Annotated in this window: 18 protein-coding genes and 1 pseudogene; 10 read left to right on the plus strand and 9 right to left on the minus strand. The window is 59.3% G+C overall.

Translation table 11 applies throughout. The features are described from left to right. The first annotated feature begins 5 nt into the window (after nt 1-5). The 3 genes from DJ564_RS05730 (at nt 6) to DJ564_RS05740 (ending at nt 6,680) form a co-directional block, all read left to right on the plus strand. A complete protein-coding gene (locus DJ564_RS05730; RefSeq protein ID WP_109628029.1) occupies nt 6-1,373 on the plus strand; it encodes a DUF1329 domain-containing protein in 1,368 nt (455 codons plus the stop codon). A 140-nt stretch (nt 1,374-1,513) separates the two neighbouring features. Continuing rightward, nucleotides 1,514-4,069: a LuxR C-terminal-related transcriptional regulator gene (locus DJ564_RS05735; protein WP_109628030.1), complete on the plus strand. Its 2,556-nt coding sequence runs from the start codon at nt 1,514-1,516 to the stop codon at nt 4,067-4,069. 199 nt (nt 4,070-4,268) lie between these two features. Continuing rightward, nucleotides 4,269-6,680 carry a DUF6543 domain-containing protein gene (locus DJ564_RS05740; protein ID WP_162556174.1) on the plus strand — a complete coding sequence of 804 codons (2,412 nt, stop codon included), beginning with the start codon at nt 4,269-4,271 and terminating at the stop codon, nt 6,678-6,680. A 9-nt stretch (nt 6,681-6,689) separates the two neighbouring features. Here DJ564_RS05740 and DJ564_RS05745 read toward each other — a convergent pair whose 3' ends face one another. Then, on the minus strand, nt 6,690-7,496 hold the full coding sequence (locus DJ564_RS05745) for an IclR family transcriptional regulator (protein WP_109628032.1): 807 nt from the start codon (nt 7,494-7,496) through the stop codon (nt 6,690-6,692). Between the two features lie 165 nt (nt 7,497-7,661). Between DJ564_RS05745 and hmgA the strand changes: the two genes are divergently transcribed. Genes hmgA through maiA form a run of 3 tightly spaced genes read left to right on the plus strand, consistent with a single transcriptional unit; the run spans nt 7,662 to nt 10,928 of the window. Further along, nucleotides 7,662-8,966 (plus strand): homogentisate 1,2-dioxygenase, encoded by a 1,305-nt coding sequence (gene hmgA / locus DJ564_RS05750; RefSeq protein ID WP_109628033.1) that lies wholly within the window; start codon nt 7,662-7,664, stop codon nt 8,964-8,966. A 3-nt stretch (nt 8,967-8,969) separates the two neighbouring features. Continuing rightward, on the plus strand, nt 8,970-10,274 hold the full coding sequence (gene fahA / locus DJ564_RS05755) for a fumarylacetoacetase (RefSeq protein WP_109628034.1): 1,305 nt from the start codon (nt 8,970-8,972) through the stop codon (nt 10,272-10,274). A 12-nt stretch (nt 10,275-10,286) separates the two neighbouring features. Next, nucleotides 10,287-10,928, plus strand: a complete 642-nt coding sequence (gene maiA / locus DJ564_RS05760; protein WP_109628035.1) for a maleylacetoacetate isomerase — start codon at nt 10,287-10,289, stop codon at nt 10,926-10,928. A 113-nt stretch (nt 10,929-11,041) separates the two neighbouring features. On the opposite strand, the gene DJ564_RS05765 is transcribed toward maiA, so the two are convergent. Then, complete coding sequence (locus DJ564_RS05765) at nt 11,042-11,845, minus strand: SirB1 family protein (RefSeq protein WP_109628036.1); 804 nt, start codon at nt 11,843-11,845, stop codon at nt 11,042-11,044. A 183-nt stretch (nt 11,846-12,028) separates the two neighbouring features. Here DJ564_RS05765 and DJ564_RS05770 point away from each other — a divergent pair, with 183 nt between their 5' ends. Continuing rightward, nucleotides 12,029-13,048, plus strand: coding sequence for a Glu/Leu/Phe/Val dehydrogenase dimerization domain-containing protein (locus DJ564_RS05770; protein ID WP_109628037.1), 1,020 nt, complete (start codon nt 12,029-12,031; stop codon nt 13,046-13,048). Between the two features lie 160 nt (nt 13,049-13,208). Here DJ564_RS05770 and DJ564_RS05775 read toward each other — a convergent pair. Continuing rightward, nucleotides 13,209-13,463: pseudogene (locus DJ564_RS05775) on the minus strand (YebG family protein); the annotation flags it as partial. Between the two features lie 314 nt (nt 13,464-13,777). Here DJ564_RS05775 and DJ564_RS05780 point away from each other — a divergent pair. Beyond that, on the plus strand, nt 13,778-14,278 hold the full coding sequence (locus DJ564_RS05780) for a phosphate-starvation-inducible protein PsiE (protein ID WP_109628039.1): 501 nt from the start codon (nt 13,778-13,780) through the stop codon (nt 14,276-14,278). Here DJ564_RS05780 and DJ564_RS05785 read toward each other — a convergent pair. The 3 genes from DJ564_RS05785 to DJ564_RS05795 form a co-directional block, all read right to left on the minus strand. After that, nucleotides 14,275-14,592: a DUF3509 domain-containing protein gene (locus tag DJ564_RS05785; RefSeq protein WP_109628040.1), complete on the minus strand. Its 318-nt coding sequence runs from the start codon at nt 14,590-14,592 to the stop codon at nt 14,275-14,277. The genes DJ564_RS05780 and DJ564_RS05785 overlap by 4 nt on opposite strands. Nucleotides 14,593-14,808: 216 nt before the next feature. Then, nucleotides 14,809-16,110: an HAAAP family serine/threonine permease gene (locus DJ564_RS05790; RefSeq protein ID WP_109628041.1), complete on the minus strand. Its 1,302-nt coding sequence runs from the start codon at nt 16,108-16,110 to the stop codon at nt 14,809-14,811. A 61-nt stretch (nt 16,111-16,171) separates the two neighbouring features. Then, entirely contained in the window at nt 16,172-17,548 is a 1,377-nt protein-coding gene (locus DJ564_RS05795) for an L-serine ammonia-lyase (protein ID WP_109628042.1), read from the minus strand. Nucleotides 17,549-17,683: 135 nt separating this feature from the next. Between DJ564_RS05795 and DJ564_RS05800 the strand changes: the two genes are divergently transcribed. After that, nucleotides 17,684-18,631 (plus strand): LysR substrate-binding domain-containing protein, encoded by a 948-nt coding sequence (locus DJ564_RS05800; RefSeq protein ID WP_109628043.1) that lies wholly within the window; start codon nt 17,684-17,686, stop codon nt 18,629-18,631. A 213-nt stretch (nt 18,632-18,844) separates the two neighbouring features. Further along, a complete protein-coding gene (locus DJ564_RS05805; protein WP_054049780.1) occupies nt 18,845-19,252 on the plus strand; it encodes an HPF/RaiA family ribosome-associated protein in 408 nt (135 codons plus the stop codon). A 165-nt stretch (nt 19,253-19,417) separates the two neighbouring features. On the opposite strand, the gene fecA is transcribed toward DJ564_RS05805, so the two are convergent. From fecA to DJ564_RS05820, 3 genes are all read right to left on the minus strand, one after another. Continuing rightward, nucleotides 19,418-21,751, minus strand: a complete 2,334-nt coding sequence (fecA, locus tag DJ564_RS05810; protein WP_109628044.1) for a TonB-dependent Fe(3+) dicitrate receptor FecA — start codon at nt 21,749-21,751, stop codon at nt 19,418-19,420. 228 nt (nt 21,752-21,979) lie between these two features. Then, the gene (locus DJ564_RS05815) at nt 21,980-22,918 is read right to left on the minus strand and encodes a FecR domain-containing protein (RefSeq protein WP_109628045.1); all 939 of its coding nucleotides are present in this window, start codon (nt 22,916-22,918) and stop codon (nt 21,980-21,982) included. Beyond that, nucleotides 22,915-23,403 carry a sigma-70 family RNA polymerase sigma factor gene (locus DJ564_RS05820; protein WP_109628046.1) on the minus strand — a complete coding sequence of 163 codons (489 nt, stop codon included), beginning with the start codon at nt 23,401-23,403 and terminating at the stop codon, nt 22,915-22,917. The genes DJ564_RS05815 and DJ564_RS05820 overlap by 4 nt, the downstream gene beginning before the upstream one ends. Between the last annotated feature and the right edge of the window lie 71 nt (nt 23,404-23,474).

Consider the following 23,474-nt stretch of genomic DNA (forward strand, 5'->3'; position numbering starts at 1 on the left):
ATTTGATGCGCAAGATGATTCTGCAATGCGGCGCCCTGGCCCTGAGCCTGCTGGCGGCCAACGTGATGGCGGCGGTCTCGCCGGACGAAGCGAACAAACTCGGCACCACCCTCACGCCGCTCGGCGCCGAGAAGGCCGGTAACGCCGATGGGTCGATCCCGGCGTGGACCGGTGGCATCCCGAAAAACGCCGGTGCGGTGGACAGCAAAGGTTTCCTGGCTGACCCGTTCGCCAGTGAAAAACCGTTGTTCGTGATCACCCCGGCCAACGTCGACAAGTACAAGGACAAACTCTCGGAAGGCCAGGTGGCGATGTTCAAGCGCTACCCGGAAACCTACAAGATCCCGGTCTACCCGACTCACCGCACCGTGGCCGTACCACCGGAGCTTGTCGAGTCGGCCAAGCGCAGCGCGCTGAACGTGAACAGCATCAACGACGGTAACGGCCTGGCGAATTTCACTGGCAACCGCTACTACGCATTCCCGATTCCGAAGACCGGGGTCGAGGTGTTGTGGAACCACATCACCCGTTATCACGGCGGCAACCTGCGCCGCATCATCACCCAGGTGACGCCGCAGACCAACGGCAGCTACACGCCAATCCGCTTTGAGGAAGAGATCGCCGTCCCGCAATTGATGAAGGACCTGGACGCGGAAAAAGCTGCCAACGTGCTGACCTTCTTCAAGCAGTCGGTCACGGCGCCAGCGCGTCTGGCGGGTAACGTGCTGCTGGTGCACGAAACCCTCGATCAGGTGAAAGAACCGCGCCTGGCGTGGATCTACAACGCCGGCCAACGCCGTGTGCGCCGCGCGCCGCAAGTGGCCTACGACGGACCGGGCACCGCCGCCGATGGTCTGCGCACCTCCGACAACTTCGACATGTTCTCGGGTGCGCCGGATCGCTACGACTGGAAACTGGTCGGCAAGAAGGAAATGTACATCCCCTACAACAGCTACAAACTCGACTCGCCGAGTCTCAAGTACGACGACATCGTCAAGGCCGGCCACATCAACCAGGACCTGACCCGCTATGAACTGCACCGCGTCTGGGAGGTGATCGGCACGGTCAAGTCGAGCGAGCGGCACATCTATGCCAAGCGCCACATGTACATCGACGAAGACAGCTGGCAAGTGGCGCTGGCGGACCACTACGATGGTCGCGGTCAACTGTGGCGAGTGGCCGAAGGTCACGCCCAGTACTACTACGATCACCAGACCCAGGCGTACACGCTGGAAGCGCTCTACGACATCATTGCCGGCCGATACATTGCGCTGGGGATGAAGAACGAAGAGAAGCACAGCTTTGAATTCGGTTTCGAAGCCAAGGCCGCGGACTACACGCCATCGGCGTTGCGTGCCGAGGGGGTTCGGTAAGGTAATTGATGTATTCGCAGTGCAAAAGGCGACCGCTTGGTCGCCTTTTTTATGGGCGTCAATCAGCGTTCTGAATACTTCTAAACAAGCGGGTTGTAGAGGGCTAGGGTTGCCGGACAATTATAAATAGGCACGCCGCAATGACCGCCATGACCCCGTGTCTTGACCGTTCTGGATTCCTGCCCCGTCTGTCCTCGCATCACCTGTCGCGTGATCGATTGACCGGGCCTTTGCTGGCTTCCACGTCACGGGTGAAATTTCTCTGCGCGCCGGCCGGCAGCGGCAAGACCGCGCTGCTCGCCGACTGCCTGTTACAGGCGCCGCCGCAATGCCGGGTGTGTTGGTTGCCGTTGTCTGGCGTAACGATGAGTGCGGCGGAGTTTCGTCAGCGATTGGCCGAAGCGCTGGGGTTGGCTTCGTCGGAAGAGTCGGCAATGCTCGGCGCGCTGGCCCGATGGCAGACGCCGACCTGGCTGTTTCTCGATGACTATTGCCGCGTTCCGAACCCGGAACTCGATCACCTGCTCGATCGCATGCTGGCCGTCAGTAGTCCTGTGCTGACGTGGTGGTTGGGCGCCCGCCGCCGCCCGCAATGCAATTGGCCACGGTTGCTGCTCGATGACGAATTGTACGAATGCGAGCGCGCCACGCTGGCCTTCAATCAAGCTGAGATTGCCTCGCTGTTGCGTCACCTGACGCCGGTTGATGCCAACAGCGCCGCCAGCAAGATTATCCAGATCAGCGGCGGCTGGTGCGCCGGTGTCCGCGTTGCGCTGCTGCAAAAATGCGACTGGTCGCGCAACGACCCGCATCACAGCCGAGCGGACACGTTGCTCGATTACCTCGAACACGAACTGTTCACCAGCCTGACTCCGGAGTTGACGGAGGCCTGGCGGGTGCTCGCGCATTTGCCACGCTTCAATGCGCGGTTGTGCGGACACCTGTTTGGTGCGGGGGAGGGCGCGCAATGCCTGAAGACGTTGCAGGACCTGGGCTGCTTTATCGAGCCTTGGCAGGACTCGACCGACTGGCTGCAGATCTTCCCTCCACTCACGCAGTTGATGCGCGATGAGCAATGGCCGGCCGGGCGTTCCTGGCATCGCCGCGCCTGCCAGTGGTTCGCCGCCGAACTGGACTGGAAAGCCGCGTTCGAGCAGGCCTTGCTGGCCGAAGAGTTCGAGGTTGCGGTCAGCCTGTTACAGCATTTCAGTTTCGAGCATTTGTTCGAGGAACAGACGGTCGTGCTGTTGTTGCGGTTGTACGAGCAACAAGGCGAAGCGCTCATGTTCGGTTCGCCGCAACTGGTCGGGCTGATCACCGCGGCATCGCTGTTTGCGGGACGGTTTGAACAGGCCGGGGATTGCATCGAGCAGTTGTCACGATTCACCCCGCAGCCGTCGGCGATTCTGCAACGGCAACTGATCGCGCGGTGGCAGGCTCAGCAGGGTTGGCTGTTGCATCTGCAGGGGCGGGCAGAGGGCTCACGCGCGCATTTTCTCGATGCGCTGAATGACCTCGGCCCCGAGCTCTGGACTGTGCGCGTGATGTGCTTGTCGGGGCTGACTCAGCAGGCCTTGCTGCGGGGCGAGCTGGATGTCGCTCAGGCGATGAATCGGGAAGCTTTATGCCTGGCGCGTGCACAAGGCTCGCTGGTTTTTGAAGGGCTGCTGGAGCTCGATCATGCGCAATTGCTCGAGCAGCGTGGTGCTCTCCAGCGTGCCGAACTCTTGCTCGCCAATGTTCACCTCATGTTTACCAGGCAGCAGCGCAATGCCGAACCATTGCTTGGTCGATTGGCGTTGCAGCGTGGCCGTTTGAATCTGTCTCAGGGACGGGATGCGCAAGCGGCCGAGTTGTTCGAGAGTGGCTTGCGGATTTGTTTGCGCAACCACGACAAACGGGTTTTGTATGGTTTTCTTGGCCTGGCGCAATTGGCGGCCAATCAGCGTGACTATGACTTGGCGTTTGCTCATCTACGCGACGCTGAGCGGCTGATGCAGCAGCGGCAGAGTCCTGACACCGTTTACCGCGGCGTGTTGTTGCAAATCAGCAGTCATTTCTGGCTACAGCAAGGCCGTCCCGAACTGGCTCGCGAAGCACTCACTCGAGTGCTGCGCCATTATCGTGGTCCGCAAGCGCGGCAAGCACCTCCCGCAACTTTGATGTTGATCGCACGGATCGAATATTTACTGGTGCTGGCGCAAGTTTATCTACACCAGGTCGACGACCCGATGATCCAATTTGAACAAATGCTTGAGCAGTCACAGAGGGCCGCAATCCCGACACTGGAAGTTGAACTGCTGTTCGCATGCACTGAAGGTGCCTGGTTGAAGGGGGACCTGGCTGGCGCCAGAGAATTCTTGCGCAAGGGCTTGAACCTCGCAGAGCGCTGTGGGCTGCGTCAGGCACTTCGTGAATTACAACTGCGTCAGCCGGGGTTACTGTCGTCGCTGGGTATTGCCGAAAATTTCACTGAAAACAGCACAGTGGTCATTGAAATCAATCCACTCAGTCAGCGTGAGTCTGAAGTGCTGAAGTTAATTGCCATGGGTAATTCCAATCAACAGATTGCAGAGCAGTTGTTCATCTCGTTACATACGGTGAAAACTCATGCTCGACGTATTCATGGAAAGTTAGGTGTCGAACGCAGAACTCAGGCGGTTGCAAAGGCCAAGCGATTGGGTTTGCTGGATTGAAGTCGCGTGTTGGTTTGTGACGGCGCTTTTTGCTTTTTTATTGCGATTAAACGTGTGTTGGACGCAGTTGGGTTGCGCGGTGAGGGTTGTTTAATATGCAGAAAAAAGTTTGATGTTTTTATCTTGGGAGAGGGGCGTTAGTGTTTGTTGGTAGAGCAATTGGCATGGTGCCATTGCTGTTGTCAACAAGGATGATTTAGTGAGTTTTAATAACAGTGTGCCTAGTAAACGAGAGATGCGACTGGATTACTGGCGTCAGAGTTTTTCGGAGCAACACGTTCAGCATTTTCTGGGGCTTGAAGCAGCGTTGGTTGAAAGTGAAAAGAATTTGAACGAAGCGTTAGGCCCACGCGCTTCTTTAAAGGCTTATGCACTGAATCGTGTTCGTTCATGGGCACGCATCGCCGCCGGTGTCGAGTGTGAGCCCGACCAGATTGTCGTGACGTCCCGACATACGCTCCGCGTTGCTGGCAAGGAGATCATTCAGGAGGATAAAAGATCGCTGACCGAGTTCGCGATTTTTGGTTTGCAAATTTCGACGCTTCAGGAATTGAGTTTTGCAGGTCCGGTTTACCCGGGGCTTACCAGCGCTGGCCTTCAACAATGGCTTGCCTCGGTCGACATTCGTTCTGACTTCGCCGTGATGATGACTATCGATGCAACCGAGGTTATCAATGAAGCGATGCAAGAGTATTTGGCCAGGCAGATAGAATTCACTCTTTTTTGCGCGAGTGTCGAGCGTGCTTACGAACGCTTGGACGACCACTGGGTGCTGCGATACCTGGCGGGTGATCCGGCATTGTTTGTCCGTGGCGTGGTGTTGCCGGGCACGGGCGCTGCAATGAAAGATCTGTTTGTCATCAGTGAGAGAGGGAACCCGCTGGGGCGAAACATCCTGTATGCGCCCGGTGCTCCCGATGAGAAGGTTTGGCACAGCTTTGACAGTGTCGTCGAGATGGGTAACGCAGTCGGTGATTGGGCCAGCAAGTCTTCGGATTTTATCGATGATCAGGTTGATAGCCGTTTTCGGGATTCGGCTCACTTGTTTTTTCGTGAGCTCGCGGCGAATAAACGCTTCTGGAAAAACGACGATGTACAACTGCGTGAGTTTATCGCGCCCAAGGCGGGACAGCCTTTGTTTGGTGTGGTGTCTGAAAGAATTCGTCGAGACAAAATTGAAGCGATCGAATTGGCCTCGGCAAACTATCGTTATGCGCCTGTCTTCTTGCGGGAGCAGTTTGCTCGACTCAATACCGAACTCAAGGCGTTGTATACCGTTGAGGCGCGTGATCATGCGTTGATTTCGTATTATCAGTTTGCGTACGACTTGATCAAGTATCAAGTTGAGCAGGTGCTGAAGTCTCGGGGGGAACATGTATCAGTTGATCCGGATTTGATAATTGTCGAGTTAAGTTCGACGGAAAAACTGTCTCTGACTTCCATAATTGTCAATGAGCATGTTTTCGACGCCAGAAATGAAGGCAGTGCAAAACCTTCGTACTACCCAAGATTCAGCCTGGCGGAGGGGCAGCCTGAATTCAAGGAGCTGGATATATACGAGTTGTCTTCGTGGTCCAAGGTGTTACGACCAGGTGAAAAATATATCGATATGTTGCGCGCGGTTTATCTGGATTCCACCGAGTTGAGTTACGCGTTCAGGCGCGGTGTTCATCAACAGCGTCAGCTGGCGGAAATGAACCGGGCTGTATTGTCAGAATACTTTCAGCAGCGAATCAACTATGAGCAACGCAATGGTCTTTTCAATTTAATCAGTTCGCTGGAGCATGTGCAGACACGCCATCCGTTGGGCGATTACCCCGCGATGGAAAACAGTATCTACCAGCTTCACCTTGGTCGGCTTCGTCCGGTGGAGGGGGTCTATGTATTCCGGCTCATGACCGCGGGGAAAAACGAGGATTGGTTGTATACCCCGCAAGCTCCGGACGGTTTATGGTTTCGCCCATTCAGCCATTTTGATACGTCGGTTCGTATCAAGGGGTTGAGGGAGTACTACTCTACGCGCGTTCATTTCAGGGATCGGCTCGCGGTCAGCAATTACTTTGATGGACTTGAGGCCTCGACTCGTAGCCTGCCTCCGCCGACATTGGAGCACGACAGTCGGGTCCGAGAGTTCGTCAGGTCTTACGACGACATGATCTGGCGCGTCATCAGGGATGTGGACGCGCAGACGACCAGTCTGGCCGAGATCATTGCGGGCCTGACGTACAACGCTGTCATCAACGCCGCACAGGTCATCAGCCTGATTATTCCTCCTCTAGGGCTCGCGGTCGCCGGAATACAAATCACCAAAAACATTCTTGAAGGCGCGCAGGCCTATCACGATGGGGACAAAAATAAAGCGATCACCCATTTCAAGGACGCATTGATTGATCTGGCCACGTTGGGCTATGGCAAATACAAAGAGCTGGGCAAGGGCGCAATCACCGCAGCGCAAAGAACGCTGATCGACCTCGCGGGTGATGCGAAGACACTTGCAGGCCTGGTTTCTGCAGCCACTGGGCAAGAGGTTCCGCACCAGGTACTGCAGCAAATTGTTCAGGATGTATTGGCCGACACGCAGGGACGGGGCAGCAAAACCATCGTCCGTTAACCCTGCTGATTAATCGCTGATCGGGCTCGCTGCATGGACGGGCTCATGGCCCATCCGCCAACTCACGGCCCGCGTCGCCGCCAGCAATCGCTGCGCCGCCGGGCCGTTTTCGTCGGCGTGAAATAACGAGGTAGGGCCGACAATGGTCATGACCGCCGCGACATTCCCTACTGCGTTGAATACCGGTGCTGACAAGGCGTCCACCCCCGGCATGAGCAAACCATGCACATGATGCAGGCCGCGCTCGCGGATCTGTTCGCACAAGGCCGCATAGGCTTGATCGTCCGCCAAGACGTGCTCGTTGGTGTTTTGCAGTTCCTGATCGCGCAAGTCCACGGTTTCGCGCTTCGGTAGAAACGCGCCAAACACCAGGCCAGTGGACGAGCTGAGCAACGGCAGCACCGAACCCAACTGCGTCACAACCGTCACCGCACGCACTGCCGGTTCGATGTGCACCACGGTCGCACCCTGATTGCCCCACACCGCCAAAAAGCAAGTTTCGTTCAGTTCATCGCGCAACTCGGCCAAGGGCAGGGCGGCAACTTTCAGCACGTCCATACTGTTGAGCGCGGCGAGGCCCACGCGCAGTGCTTCACGGCCGAGTCCGTAATGGTTGGTGGCGGTGTTCTGCTCGGCGAAACCGCTGGCGATCAGCGCCTGCAAATAACGATGAACCTTGCTCGCCGGCATCTGCACGTGTTCGGCCAGGCGCGACAACGAGGTCGAAGGCGACAACTCGGCCAGGGCCTTGAGGATGTCGGTACCGACCTCGGCCGAGCGGACTTTCTGTTTGTCGTTGTTGCGCGGCGTTTCCATGAAGGCAGTCTGATCCCGGGACGAATGGGCGTCTTTATAGCTTGACGGTCAATACCAATCAAATTACGTTATGCGTAATCGAATTACGACAAAAATAACCCGGGCGTGCCGAGACCTCTGCAGCAGAGCGACAGGCCATTGCCTACTCCCTGTTCAGGAGGCTCCATGAACCTCGATTCAACGGCGCCAGCGCTGGCTTATCAGTCAGGCTTCGGCAACGAATTCAGCAGCGAAGCGTTGCCCGGCGCACTGCCCGTCGGCCAGAACTCCCCGCAAAAAGCCCCTTACGGCCTCTACACCGAACTGTTCTCCGGTACCGCGTTCACCATGGCCCGCAGCGAAGCGCGGCGCACCTGGATGTACCGGATTCAGCCGTCGGCCAATCACCCGGCGTTCGTCAAACTGGATCGGCAATTGGCCGGTGGTCCGTTGGGTGAAGTAACCCCCAATCGCCTGCGCTGGAACCCGCTGGACATCCCGAGCGAACCGACCGATTTCATTGACGGGCTGGTGAGCATGGCCGCCAACTCGGGCGCAGACAAACCCGCCGGGATCAGCATCTACAGCTACCGCGCCAACCGCTCCATGGAGCGCGTGTTCTTCAATGCCGACGGTGAACTGCTGCTGGTGCCTGAGCAGGGCCGCCTGCGCATCGCCACCGAATTGGGCGTGCTGGAACTGGAGCCGCTGGAAATCGCCGTGCTGCCGCGCGGTCTGAAATTCCGCGTCGAATTGCTCGACCCGCAAGCGCGCGGCTATATCGCCGAAAACCACGGCGCGCCACTGCGCCTGCCAGACTTGGGGCCGATCGGCAGCAATGGCCTGGCCAATGCCCGGGACTTCCTGACGCCCGTCGCGCATTACGAAAACCTCAAGCAACCGACCACTCTGGTGCAGAAATTCCTCGGCCAATTGTGGGGCTGTGAGCTCGATCATTCGCCGCTGAACGTGGTCGCCTGGCACGGCAATAACGTGCCGTACAAATATGACCTGCGCCGTTTCAACACCATCGGTACGGTGAGTTTCGATCACCCGGATCCGTCGATTTTCACCGTCCTGACCTCGCCGACCAGCGTCCACGGTCTGGCCAATCTGGACTTCGTGATCTTCCCGCCACGCTGGATGGTCGCCGAGAAAACCTTCCGTCCACCATGGTTCCACCGCAACCTGATGAACGAATTCATGGGCCTGATCAAGGGCGAGTACGACGCCAAGGCCGAAGGTTTCGTGCCCGGCGGCGCGTCGTTGCACAGCTGCATGAGCGCTCATGGCCCGGACGGCGAAACCTGCACCAAGGCCATCAACGCCGAACTGGCGCCAGCGAAAATCGACAACACCATGGCGTTCATGTTCGAGACCAGCCAGGTGCTGCGCCCGAGCCGTTTCGCCCTGGATTGCCCGCAACTTCAACCTAATTACGATGCCTGCTGGGCCACGCTGCCCGCCACTTTCGACCCGACCCGGAGATAACCCATGACTCAGACTTCCATCACTCGTAGCTGGGTTTCTTCCGCCAACGGTCATGCTGACTTCCCGTTGCAAAACCTGCCACTGGGCGTGTTCAGCGTGAAGGGCTCTGCACCGCGCAGTGGCGTCGCCATTGGCGAACACATTTTTGATCTGGAAGCGGCGCTGGACGCCGGCCTGTTCGAAGGCCTCGCAAAAACCGCCGTAGAAGCCACCCGTGGCGGTCAGCTGAATGCGTTTTTCGAACTGGGCCGTGAGGCTCGCGTTGCTTTGCGCGAGCGTCTGCTTGAACTGTTCGCTGAAGGCAGCACCCTGCACGGCAAGATCGAAGCCCAAGGCGCAAAGCTGCTGCCACTGGCGGCAAACTGCGAGATGCACCTGCCGGCGAAAATCAACGATTACACCGACTTCTACGTCGGTATCGAGCACGCGCAGAACGTCGGCAAACTGTTCCGCCCGGACAACCCATTGCTGCCGAACTACAAGTACGTACCGATCGGCTATCACGGTCGTGCCTCGACCATACGCCCGTCCGGCACCGACGTTCGCCGTCCGAAAGGCCAGACCTTGCCAGCCGGTCAGACCGAGCCGACCTTTGGCCCGTGCGCACGCCTGGATTACGAACTGGAACTGGGCATCTGGATCGGTCAGGGCAACGAGATGGGTGACTCGATCGCCATTGGCGACGCGGCCGATCACATTGCCGGTTTCTGCCTGCTCAACGACTGGTCGGCGCGGGACATCCAGGCCTGGGAATACCAGCCGCTGGGGCCGTTCCTGTCGAAAAGTTTTATCACCAGCATCTCGCCGTGGGTCGTGACAGCCGAAGCGCTGGAGCCGTTCCGTCGTGCTCAACCGGCGCGCCCGGAAGGCGATCCGCAGCCGCTGCCGTACCTGTTCGACAAGCGTGATCAAGCCTTGGGTGCTTTCGATATCGAGCTGGAAGTGCTGCTGCTGACCGAAGGCCTGCGCGAGCAAAAACTGCCGGCCCATCGCCTGACGCTCAGCAACGCCAAACACATGTACTGGACCGTGGCGCAAATGGTCGCGCACCACAGCGTCAACGGCTGCCAGTTGCAGGCCGGTGACCTGTTCGGTTCGGGCACGTTGTCGGGACCGGAAAACGGTCAGTTCGGCAGCCTGCTGGAAATCACCGAGGGCGGGAAAAAGCCGATCGAGCTGGCGTCGGGCGAGGTGCGCAAGTTCCTTGAAGACGGCGACGAAATCATCTTGCGGGCGCGTTGCAGCCGCGACGGTTTTGCCTCCATCGGTTTCGGCGAATGCCGCGGCAAAGTCATCGCGGCGCGCTAAGAGGATCGGCTCATGGAGCTCTACACCTACTACCGTTCGACGTCGTCTTACCGGGTGCGCATTGCGTTGGCATTGAAGGGCCTGGATGTCCAGGCGCTGCCGGTCAATCTGATCGCACCGCCGGGTGGCGAGCATCGGCAAGCACCGTATCTGGCGATCAATCCGCAAGGCCGGGTGCCGGCCTTGCGCACCGATGAAGGCGAACTGCTGATTCAGTCGCCGGCCATCATCGAGTACCTGGAGGAACGTTATCCACAGGTGCCGCTGCTGTCCAAAGACCTGGTCGCGCGCGCTCATGAGCGTGGTGTTGCAGCCGTAATTGGTTGCGACGTGCATCCGTTGCACAACGTCAGCGTGCTCAACAAGCTGCGGCAATTGGGTCACGATGAGACGCAGGTGGTGGAGTGGATCGGCCACTGGATCAGCCAGGGTTTGGCGACGGTGGAGCAGTTGATTGGGGATGAGGGGTTTTGCTTTGGGCCGGAGCCAGGCTTGGCGGACGTCTATCTGATACCTCAACTGTACGCGGCCGAGCGGTTCAACATCTCACTTGAAGCGTATCCACGGATTCGCCGGGTTGCGGCACTGGCTGCGCAGCATCCCGCGTTCATCAAGGCACACCCGGCCAACCAGCCAGACACCCCTAAAACCTGACACCGCCATTCCTGTGGGAGCGAGCCTGCTCGCGATGAGGGTGTATCAGTCGACATTCATTTGGCTGATACGCCGCTATCGCGGGCAAGCCCGCTCCCACAGGGGATCTGTGATTAATGGACGATGGAATTGGGCGGCAGATGCCCCAGTCGTTCAGTCAGGCGAATCCGCTGGATCGGGTCGTCGCTGAGCAGCAATGCATGCTCCAGGTCGAAGCGCTCGGCGTTCGGGCAGTCCAGCCGTTGATAGAGGCTGGCCCGGGCCAGGTAATCGGAGGCGTTGGCGTTGCCCAGTTCCAGCACGCGTTCAGCGTCGATCAGCGCGCCGATGTAGTCATCGTGGGAAAGGTGCAACTGGCGCAGGTTGCGTGACAGCCGTTGCAGCATCTGCACCGGTTCGGCGGTCAGCAAATGCTCGGCGTTGATTTTCATGTTCGGGCCGTACTGACGTTGCAGCAATTCCCGGCAATCGTTGGGGTACAAGCGGCGCCCGCCGCACGGGTCCAGCAGGTGATCGGCACCTGGCACCCGCAGCAGGAAGTGTCCGGGGAAGTTGACCCCGGCCAACGGGATCTCCAGGCGTCTGGCCAACTCCAGCGCGATCAACCCCAAGGACAGCGGCTGGCCGCGCCTGAGTTCCAGCACCTTATTGACCAGTGCCACTTGTGGGCGCAGCGGGGTGAAGTCGTCCTGGGCGAACCCCAGGTCATTCATCCGCCGCAACAGCGGCTGGGCCAGTTCGCTCACCGGCAGCATCGGCAAGCCATAACTGACCCGCTGTTGCAGATCGCGAAAGTCTGCCAGCACCTTCTCGGGATTCACCTCTTTGTCATGCTCGGCCGCCATCCACAGCGCCGCCTCGAACAGCGCGGGCGGTGATCGTTGCAGGCAGTCAAAAAAGTGTTGGCGCGGGGTCATCAAAATCTCCGGGCAATGCCTCGTTTTAGCCCCGTCGCCGGCATTCGTCCAGTGCGGCACACATGCGGTATCAGGTTATGTCCGAAAGCCTGCATTGCGGCGCTGCTTATTCCGGTGCGCTTCTGCAATTTTTGGGCGCAAGCCTATACTGGCGACTACAAGAAGTGATTCGGGAGCCCTACGATGTTCGCTCTCATGCAAAGCACTCGCCTTGAATCGCTGCATCTGAGCGTCGACCCAGTCACCGGGTTGAAGGCGGTCATTGCCATTCATAACAGCCGCCTGGGGCCCGCCCTGGGGGGATGTCGTTACCTTGCCTATCCCAGCGACGAATCTGCAGTCGAGGATGCCATCCGCCTGGCGCAGGGCATGAGTTACAAGGCAGCGCTGGCCGGCCTCGCCCAGGGCGGCGGGGTGGCGGTGATTGTTCGACCGGTGCATGTGGAAAATCGTGCCGCGCTGTTCGAAGCCTTCGGCCGCTGCATCAATCAACTCGACGGGCGCTACATCACCGCGATCGACAGCGGCACTTCAGTGGCGGACATGGATTGCATCGCCCAACAGACCCAACACGTCACCAGCACCACCTCGGCGGGCGACCCCGCGCCACACGCCGCGATGGGGGTGTTCACCGGCATTCGTGCCACCGCCATGGCTCGCCTGGGCAGCGATAACCTCGAAGGCCTGCGGGTTGCGATCCAGGGGTTGGGCAACGTCGGTTATGCCTTGGCCGAACAGCTGCACGCCGCCGGCGCCGAACTGCTGGTCAGCGACATCGATCACGGCAAGGTGCAATTGGCGATGGAGCAATTGGGCGCTCATCCGATCGCCAACGATGCGCTGCTCAGCACGCCGTGCGACATTCTCGCGCCCTGCGGCCTCGGTGGCGTGCTCAACAGCCACAGCGTCACTCAACTGCGCTGCTCGGCAGTGGCCGGTTCGGCGAACAATCAGCTGACGCATCTGGACGTGGCCGATCAACTGGAACGTCGGGGCATTTTGTATGCGCCGGACTACGTGATCAATTCCGGCGGGCTGATCTACGTTTCGCTCAAACACCGTGGCGAAGAGCTCACGACCATCACCGCGCACCTGTCGAAAATCGCCTCGCGGCTGACCGAAGTCTTTGCCCATGCGCAGGCGGAAAAACGTTCGCCTGCACGGGTGGCGGACGAGTTGGCGGAGAAAGTGCTGTACCGCTGAATCCTGCTTTTACTCCAGACATGAAAAAGGCCCTGAGCCATTCGACTCAGGGCCTATTCAATTCGGGCATTGCTTACTTCGGTGTCTTGGCGGCTTTAGCTGGCTTGGTCGGCTCAGCGGTGGCAACTTCTTCAACCGGTTCAGACGTTTCAACCACTTCGGCCGGCGCATTCAGCAGTTCGGACAACGCATCCGGCTGGCTCTTGAATGCCTTGGCGAACACATCGCGATTCTTCGCCATGTAGATCCCGGCTTCTTCTACCTGCTGTTCGGTCAGGGACGGAACGGCTTTCTGCAACACTTCAGCCAGCAACTCAGCCAGTTCGAGCATTTTGTCATGACGGTCAGCTTCGGCTTTATCCATGAACAAGCGCTCCAGATCTCGGCTGCTGCGGTATACCACTTCGACGGCCATTCACCACCTCACATGCCTTCACATTAGTTGTCTGTTTCGACCACTGTATTTATATACAGCGAAAAGGATAAGCGAATCCCTGCGCTTTGGGTAGTGGCTTTTCAATGTAGACCGAAATCAGGGTTTGTCAGGTGGACCGAGTTGCTCCCTTCGCGAGCAGGCTGGCTCTCTCAGGTGCGACCAAACGCCACGGAGCGCGTTTTAGAGCATCTCGCCATCATGTGGCAGGCGCCTCTGGCCTTTTTTCTGCATGCAGAACAACCGTCACGTCAAACCCGCATCATCCGCTCGAACCGAGCTAAGGAAGAATCACCGTGAAAATCAACTGGGCCGAGAAACTGCGGCAGAACGTGCATCAATTGGCCGAGTCCCTGGGCAACCTGTTCGTCGAGACCTTCCATTACCTGGCGTTGTTCGCCATCGGTGCAGTGACCGCGTGGGCGGCGGTGATGGAATTTCTCGGGATGATCGAAGAAGGGCACATCAAGATCGATGACATCTTGCTGCTGTTCATCTACCTGGAACTGGGTGCGATGGTCGGGATTTACTTCAAGACCAACCACATGCCGGTGCGCTTCCTGATCTACGTGGCAATCACGGCGCTGACGCGACTGTTGATTTCCAACGTCTCGCACCACAACCCGCCGGACCTCGGCATCATTTACCTGTGCGGCGGGATTCTGCTGCTGGCGTTTGCGATTCTGGTGGTGCGTTACGCTTCGTCGCAATTCCCTTCGGTGAAGATCGAACACCCGCAACGCAAGGTCGGTGCGGGTTCCGGTGAACATCCCGAAGTGGAGAAGGGCGAAATCTAAAGTCCCATGGTGGGGCGGGGCTTGGCTTTGACTTGGGGTGGCGGCAGGTTGCGATTGTCGCCATCGGTCATGGCTTCGAGGATCGACATGGCGCTATGGCCCTGTTCGATGGCGATGCCGAACTGAATGCTTTGCACCAGGCGCTTGAGGCGCTTGGGGTCATTGCGCTGTTCGGCGCTGATCATCCGCTTGGCAACCACGTGGCCGCTGTTGGACAGGGTCAGCATGATGCGGCCGTCCAGCCCCTGAATGCTCAGGTTGATCTGATAGTCCGCTGCAAAGGCATCGGTAATGAGCTGAAAAGGGTTGTCCATGATGCGTCACCGCCTGATTGAACGTGCAGTTGTTGACCGGCCACGATCAGGTTGGTTCGCATTACCGGACCATTGGCAGGCCGCTCGCTGAGGTTTTCAAAAGTCCTTTTGCCTCAGACAAGACTTAGCAAGGGCCATGCCGAGAAAATTGTCGAACAATGATCACGGCAAAAAAGAGGCGGGCACTGAGGCCCGCCTTCTTTTGGCCTGCCCGATTCAGGGCAGGAATGAGTAGATGATCGCAGACAGTGCAATCAAACCGATCAACACCACGAACACGTTCGACGCCTGACCCGAGTACTGGCGCAAGGCTGGCACGCGATGGATGGCGTACATCGGCATCAAGAACAACAGGCAGGCAATGATCGGCCCGCCGAGGGTTTCGATCATGCCGAGGATGCTCGGGTTGAACGTCGCCACGGCCCAGCAACTGAGGATCATGAACAGCGCAGTGATGCGGTTCAGCCAACTGGCAGACATCACCCGGCCACGGCCGCGCAGGCTTTTCACGATCAGGCCCTGAAAGCCTTCGCTGGCGCCGATGTAATGGCCGAGGAAGGATTTGGTGATTGCCACCAGCGCAATCAGCGGCGCAGCGTATGCGATGACCGGCGTCTGGAAGTGGTTGGCCAGGTACGACAGGATCGAGATGTTCTGCGCCTTCGCCGCCGCCAAATCAGCCGGGGACAGCGCCAGCACGCAGCTGAAGCAGAAGAACATCACCGTCACCACCATCATGGCGTGGGCGATGGCAAGAATGCCGCTGCTCTTGCGTTCGGCCTGTTCGCCGTAACGCTGTTTCTGGTCAACGGCGAACGCGGAAATGATCGGCGAATGGTTGAAAGAGAACACCATCACCGGGATCGCCAGCCACAAGGTTTTGAAGAACAGCGGCAGCGGCATGCCTTCGCTGGCGGTGGCGAAGAACGCGCCGTTCCAGTTAGGGATCAGGCTGACTCCGAGCAGCAGCAACGCCGCGACGAACGGATAAACCAGCACGCTCATGCATTTGACGATGACGCCCTGGCCACAACGCACGATGGCCATCAGACCGAGAATCAGCACCAGCGACAAAATCGCCCGCGGTGGCGGGGCGATGTGCAGTTGATGCTCCATGAAGCTGCTCAAGGTGTTGGTCAGCGCCACGCTGTACACCAGCAGAATCGGGAAGATCGCAAAGAAATACAGCAGCGTGATCAGCTTGCCGGTGCCAATGCCGAAGTGTTCTTCCACCACTTCGGTGATGTCTCCGGAGCGACCGGACAGCACGAAGCGGGTCAGGCCCCGGTGAGCAAAGTAGGTCATCGGGAATGCCAGCACCGCCAGGATCAGCAGCGGCCAGAAACCACCCACGCCCGCATTGATCGGCAGGAACAGCGTGCCAGCGCCGATGGCCGTGCCATAGAGGCCGAGCATCCAGGTGGTGTCGTGTTTGCTCCAGCCTTTGGTAGCGGCTGCGGTGTCGCGTTTGAGTTCTACAGCTGGGTTATCGGCAGCAGGTGTACGTACATCGGTCATCGTTTGGCCTCGTTATTGTTCTTGCTCGGGCTCACGGTTACGGGCGGTCAGGGAATGCTCCTCAGCACTCCACCCAGCTGACAGCCAGGCCGCCCCGTGAAGTCTCTTTGTATTTGTCGTGCATGTCGGCGCCGGTATCGCGCATGGTGCGGATTACCCGGTCCAGGGAAATAAAGTGTTTGCCGTCGCCGCGCAGGGCCATTTGCGTGGCGTTGATCGCCTTCACCGCTGCAATCGCATTGCGCTCGATACACGGCACTTGCACCAGGCCACCGACCGGGTCGCAGGTCAGGCCGAGGTTGTGTTCCAGGCCGATTTCGGCAGCGTTTTCCAGTTGCTCGGGCGTGGCGCCGAGCACATCGGCCAGACCGGCAGCGGCCATGGCGCAGGCGGAACCGACTTCACCCTGGCAGCCGACTTCGGCACCGGAGATGGACGCGTTTTTCTTGCAGAGTATCCCTACGGCCGCCGCGCCCAAAAAGAACGCGACAACGTCATCGTCCGACGCGTCCGGGTTGAATTTCATGTAGTAGTGCAGCACCGCCGGAATGATCCCCGCTGCGCCGTTGGTCGGTGCCGTCACCATGCGCCCGCCCGCGGCGTTTTCTTCGTTCACGGCGAGGGCGAACAGGTTCACCCACTCCATGGCCGACAGCGTGGACGTGATGACATTCGGCTTGCCGATTTCCAGCAGGCTGCGGTGCAATTTCGCCGCGCGGCGCGGAACATTCAGACCGCCGGGCAGGATGCCTTCGTGACGCAAGCCTTGCTCGACGCACTCACGCATCACCGACCAGATGTGCAGCAAGCCCTGACGGATCTCGGCTTCGCTGCGCCAGGCCAGCTCGTTGGCCAACATCAACTCGGAAACCCGCAGGCCGTGCTGGTTACAGAGCTTGAGCAGTTCGCCAGCGCTGGAAAAATCGTAGGGCAGCACCACGTCGCTGGTCGGCGCGATACCGGACTCGGCTTCCGCCGCTTCGATGATGAAACCACCGCCAATCGAGTAGTACGTTTGCTCCGACAACTCTCCGGTTTCGCCGAAGGCTGTCAGGGACATGGCGTTGGGGTGGTAGGGCAAACTCTCGTCGAGCAGCAGGAGATCGCGTTGCCAGTTGAAGGCAATGGTTTTGTTGCCGGCCAGAGACAACTCGCCGGTTTCGCGCAGGGTCTGGATGCGGCTGTCGATGGTGGTCGGGTCGATGCTGTCCGGCCATTCGCCCATCAGGCCCATGACGCAGGCGCGGTCGGTCGCGTGGCCGACGCCGGTGGCCGAAAGGGAGCCGTACAGACGGATTTCTACCCGACGCACGGCGTCCAGCAAACCCTGGTCAATCAGTGCCTGGGCAAAGGTCGCCGCGGCGCGCATCGGGCCGACGGTGTGGGAACTGGACGGACCGATGCCGACTTTGAAGAGATCGAAAACACTGATAGCCATGCTAAAGCCTATACAAGCAATGGAAGAGAAATCGCTGCCATTTTTGTAGGACAAGCGCAATGTCGGCGATACTGCCTACCTCGGTCCTACGTGACCAACGAAACTTCCTAAGACAGCCTTTAGCAGGACTAAACAATGAGTCGCCAATTGCACGCCCAGACATACGTCTGGCTGCACGTGTTTTCCTGTGCCGCGCGGCACTTGTCGTTCACCCGATGTGCTGAAGAGCTGCACATCACGCCGGGTGCGGTCAGTCAGCAAATCCGTCAACTGGAAGAACGGTTGGGCTTTCGCTTGTTTCACCGCCGTGCCCGCGGTGTGGAATTGAGCGCCGAGGGCCAGCGACTGGCCATTACGGTCAACGAGGCTTACGGCAACATCGATGCGGAATTGCGACGACTGGACGCGGGAATGATCAGCGGGATTCTGCGGGTGCGGTCTATTCCATCGTTCCTGAGCAAGTGGCTGACCCCGCGCCTGCCGCGCTTGCAGCAGCGCTTCCCGGACATTCAGTTGCGCCTGGTGGCCGAGGACAGCAGCGTGCCGTTGCACGAAGGCGACTTCGATTTGGCGATCGACTTGAATGACGGCAGTTATCCCGGGTTGTTATCCACAACCCTGCTCGACGAACAGATCTTCCCGGTCTGCGCCCCGAGTCTGCTACGCGGCCGGCCACCGCTGCACGGCCCGGCGGGCCTGGTGCACTTTCCCCTGCTGCACGACATCACCGCCTGGCGCGGCAGTTACGAGTACGCGGAATGGGAGTTCTACCTCAATGCCATTGGCTTCGAGGGCGCGGACGTGCGGCGCGGGCATACCTTCAATCGCAATCACCTGACCATCGAAGCGGCGATTGCCGGCATGGGCGTGGCGATTGCGCGGCGAACCTTGCTGAATGACGAGCTGGAGCGAGGGACGTTGATCGTGCCGTTTGGCCTGGCGGTGCCCAATCACAAGCGTTACGTGCTGCTCTATGCGCCAGGCGCGCTGAGCCATCCGGGTGTGCGTGCGGTGCATGACTGGTTGGTAGAGGAGGCGGGGATCTTTCGGAGTCTGCACCCATTGGCGGAGCGGCAGATGTGAGCAATTGCGACTAAAGAGAGGGGCGACCCAACTCCCGACCTTAACAGCGCTTTTGGCCGTTGTCCGGCTTTTTTTGCGAATCCATATTTATCTTTTTCTAGGGGTTGAAATGTTCTGCGCGCAGACCGATTGTGTAAGTAAGAGGTCACGGTGATGACGCCCAAGGGCCAGCCGATGCGCCTCTCGCGAGCTAGCTGAAATAAGGGATGAACTATGCAAATCCAAGTCAACAGTGATAACCATATTCAAAGCAGCATCCGACTGGAGGAGTGGGTACGTACTACCATTGAGAGCACGCTCGAACGTTATGAAGAGGACCTGACACGCGTCGAGGTTCATCTGCGGGACGAGAACGGCGACAAGCCAGGTCCCCATGACATGCGCTGTCAGCTGGAAGCGCGGCCAAAAGGCCACCAACCGATTTCTGTCACTCATAAAGCCGACACCCTGGAGCAAGCGATCGACGGTGCGGCGGAAAAGCTCGAACATGCGCTAGAGCATCTGTTCGGCAAACTGCGGGGCAAACCACGTGCCGCTGTTGTGCCATTCGAACGAGTCGCTGCCGATGCGCTGCTGGAAGACGAGTTTCTCGAGAACGAACAGGCTGCTCAAAACGGCTGAAGCCTGATTCACTTTTTACCTTCCCACTGAAAACGGGCCTGCTAATGCAGGCCCGTTCTTGTTTACGGTGTTCACCAGAATCTCTGGCTCCACGATTACCTGTGGCGAGGGAGCAAGCTCCCTCGCCACAGGGGCTACGACAATCTCAAGTGATGTCGACAGTAATCAGAAAGCCACCGAGGTCTGCACATAAACCGTTCGCGGTTCCCCCACGTACTTGCCCTTGTTGTTGTCATCGAACGAGCGGGTGAAGTACTGGTGGTTGAAGATATTCTTCACCCCCACCGCTACATTCAAATCCGACAACTTCGGCCCGAAGTCATACGCCGCTCGGCTGCTGAACAGCATGTACCCGGGAATCTTGCCCGTGCTGCCGTCAGCGCTTTCTGCCGGAGTGTTGGCGTTGTCGGCAAACTGGTCGCTCTGATAGCTGCTGTCCAGATTCAGCTTCCACGCGCCTTCGGTGTAACCCACGCCAAGGGTGCCTTTGTGTTTCGAAGAGAACGGCACACGATTGCCCTTGTTCGGTCCGTCTTCGCGGATGGTCGCGTCCACATAGGCGTAAGTGGCGTACACATCGAAGCCGGCCAGTGACGGGCTCAAATCATCCAGCGAATAGTTGATGCTGCTTTCGATCCCTTGATGACGCGTCTCGCCGCGGGCGATCACCGAGTCATTGGTCTGATTACTTTCGTACTGATTGTCGAAGTTGATCAGGAACGCGCCGATTTCCGCTCTCAACGCACCGTTGTCGTAACGGGTGCCCAGTTCCCAGGTCCGCGCCTTTTCCGGTTTGACTTCGCCGCTGGTCACCCGGTTAGGCATCTGGCTGTATTGCACGCTGCCGAACGAGCCTTCGGTATTGGCGTAGAGATTCCAGGAGTCCGTCACGTGATAGAGCACGTTCAGCGCCGGCAGCGCGGTGTTGTAATCGCCTTTGTATTTCACGTTGGTCAGGTTGTTGGTCTGCTGCGAATCGATCATCTCGTAGCGAATGCCCGGCGTGAGTGTCCACTTGCCGATGTCGATCCGGTCATCAAGGAAGAACGCGTTGGCCTCGGTGCCCCCCCGGGTGTCGCGATCATTGCGGCTGTTAGTGGTCGGGTAGGTATTGTTGGCAATCGGCTCGCGGTAACGCAGTTCGTGGCCGGCTTCGTTGATGTAGCGATAGCCGATACCGACTTCATGGCTGGTCGGGCCGAGGTCAAAGCCTTGGGCGAAACGGGTTTCCAGGCCGCGTACCCAATACTCGCGCGGGGACAGCGACAGGAACGTGCCCTGATCCAGATAACCACTGCGCAGGGTTTTGGTGAAGAAGGTGTTGGCGGTGAATTCGCGACGGTCTTCCTGATAGCGATAGCCGAAGTTGAACATCGTCCGGCGGCCCCAGAACTGGTCTTTCGGGCGGGTCGACTGGTACGGGTCGGCATCGTAATCGGCGACGTTCAAGCCGCCGGGCATGTCGGCCTTGCCTTCGTAATACTGAGCCATCGCGTTGAAACTGTTGGCGTCATCGAGCTGGTATTTGCCCTTGAGGATCAGGTCGTCGATTTCGGTATCGCTGCGTTCACGCCAGTCGCCACCGCGGGTGCCGGAATACAACAGCGCGCCGCCCAAGCCGTTGTCGGCGGTGCCGCCGGCCAGCAAGTTGCCGGTGGTTTTGAAGCCGTCGTGGCTGGAGGACGGGCTGGTTTCGGTCTGGAAGCCCCCTTTCACCGTTGGTTCATCGGGAATCGCGCGGGTCACGAAGTTGACCACGCCGCCGACGTTCTGCGGGCCGTAACGCACCGCGCCGCCGCCGCGCACCACGTCCACCGCGTCCATGTTGCCGATGCTCACTGGCGCGAAAGACAACTGCGGCTGGCCATAAGGTGCGAAGGGCACCGGGATGCCGTCCATCAATACAGTCGAGCGTGAAGCCAGGCGCGGATTGAGCCCACGAATGCCGAAGTTCAGCGCCATGTCATGGCTGCCGGTGCCGTTGTTGTCCGGCGCGTTCACGCCGGGGATGCGGTTGAGCACGTCCTTGGCCTGGGTCGCGCCCTGGCGCTCGAACTCCTCGCGGCGGATCACATCACGTGCGCCAGGATGCTCGAAGACGTTGATTTGCGCGGCGTCACCGAGCCAGTCGCCGACCACTTTCGAGGTGTCCAGCTCCAGCGCAGTGTCGCCCACCGGTTGCAGGCTGAAGGCATTGTCGCCCTCGGCACGCGCTTGCAGGCCGGTGCCTTCGAGCAATGCGTCCAGGCCCTGCGACGGGGTGAAGTTGCCTTCCAGTCCACGACTCTGCACACCGCTAGTGACTTGCGAACCGAAGGTAATCAACACGCCGGCTTCACGGCCGAACTGGTTGAGTGCGCTTTCGAGCGAGGACGGTGCGATGTGGTACGGCTTGGCATCGGCGGCGAACGCGAGCGGCAGCGCGCCGAAGCTCAAGCTGGCGCCGAGCAAGAGGTGGCGCACGGTTCGGGCCAGCGGAGTGAGGCGGGTGGGGTGCATGGAGGACGATCCTGAGAAGGTGGAATCAAGGGGGCTTTCCTTCTCTGTCACGCCAGATCTGAAAAACGGCTCACATTGGATGAATTTATTTGCTGGGCTGACAATGGCCGGCTTTTGTGGCGAGGGAGCTTGCTCCCGCTGGCTGCGAAGCGGCCCCAAATTTACGACTGCTGCGCAGCCGAGCGGGAGCAAGCTCCCTCGCCACAGGTAAGGTGTCTCGCTCCAGAATTACACCTTCGCTTCGACGGTCACCCAATACCGGGTAAAGCGCTTCACTTTCACCGGCAAGCTGATTTCCAGCAGATCCAGAATCCGTTCGCTGTCGGCCAGCGGATACGTCCCGGAAATCAACAGATCCGCCACCTTCGCATCGCAATTCAACTGCCCGCGACGATAGCGGCCGAGCTCGTCGAGAAAATCCCCGAGGCGCATGTGGGCGGCCACCAGCATGCCGTCGGCCCAGGCGCCGCTGTTGGCCTCCAGCGGCAGCGGTTTACCCACGCCGCGCGGGCCGAAACCCAATTGCCGGGCGGCAGGTAAAACCAGTGGGGCGCCATCGTTCGGCATCAACTCGACTCTGCCCTCGAACACCGCCACCTGGGTGTGATCAGCAAACTGCCGCACGTTCAATCGTCCACCTTGCGTGGTCAACACGCCCTGCGCGGTCTGCACCTGAAACGCCTGGGTCGCGGTCAAGAGCAGTTCGCCCTCCAGCAAACGAATCAGCCGTTGCGGGCCCTCCACCCGCACATCCGCCGAACTCGCGGTGTTGAGCTGCAACTGATTGCCTGCGCCGAGCGCCACCTTGCGCCGCTGGCCGATGGGGCTGCGGTAATCAGCGAGCAACGGCGGCAGCACGTTGTGTTCGCGCATGCCCCAGGTGACCGCGGAACCTGCGCCGAGAATCAGCAGCAGTTTCAACGCCTGACGTCGGCTGCCGGACTTCGGCGCATTGAGCGCCGCGTGGGCCAGCGGCGAAGACAAACCGCGAAGACGCTGATTGACCCGCTGGATATGTTCCCACGCCCGTTGATGCTCGCTGTGCCCATCGTGCCATTGCTGCCAGGCCTGTTGCTGGCGCGGGTTCAGCGGGTCTTGCTGCATTTCCATCAACCAGTGCACGGCCTGTTCGGCGACTTGGGAAGAAAAGTCCGGAGTACCGTTCATAGCGCGAAATAGCAGCGCATGGCTGCTTTACTCAAGTGGCGTTTGACCGTGGCAATGGAAATGCCCAGTTCCGCCGCGATCTGTGGATAAGTCAGGCCATCGACCTGCGCCAGCAGAAAGGCGCGTTTGACCAGACGCGGCAAACCGTCCAGCAACTGATCCAGCTCCATCAGGGTTTGCAGGATGATCGCCCGTTCTTCTTCGGACGGCGCGTACACCTCAGGCATTTGTGCGAGTGCTTCGGCGTAGGCGCGTTCCAGATCATGGCGACGGTAATGGTTGAACAGCACGCGTTTGGCGATCGTGGTCAGGAATGCTCGCGGCTCGATGATCTGCGGTGTTTCCCGGGCGGTCAGCACGCGAATGAACGTGTCCTGAGCCAGATCCGCCGCACTGTCCGGGCAGCCAAGCCTGCGCCGCAACCAACCGGTGAGCCAGTTGTGGTGGGCGTGATAGAGGATTTCGACGGGATTGGCGGGCTGCAACAGAACCACTCCGACACAAACGGATACGTTAGAGAACAAGAATTGTTCGCATTGTAGGGGTGTGCAATGCC

The sequence above is a fragment of the Pseudomonas sp. 31-12 genome, from assembly GCF_003151075.1.
GTDB lineage: Bacteria > Pseudomonadota > Gammaproteobacteria > Pseudomonadales > Pseudomonadaceae > Aquipseudomonas.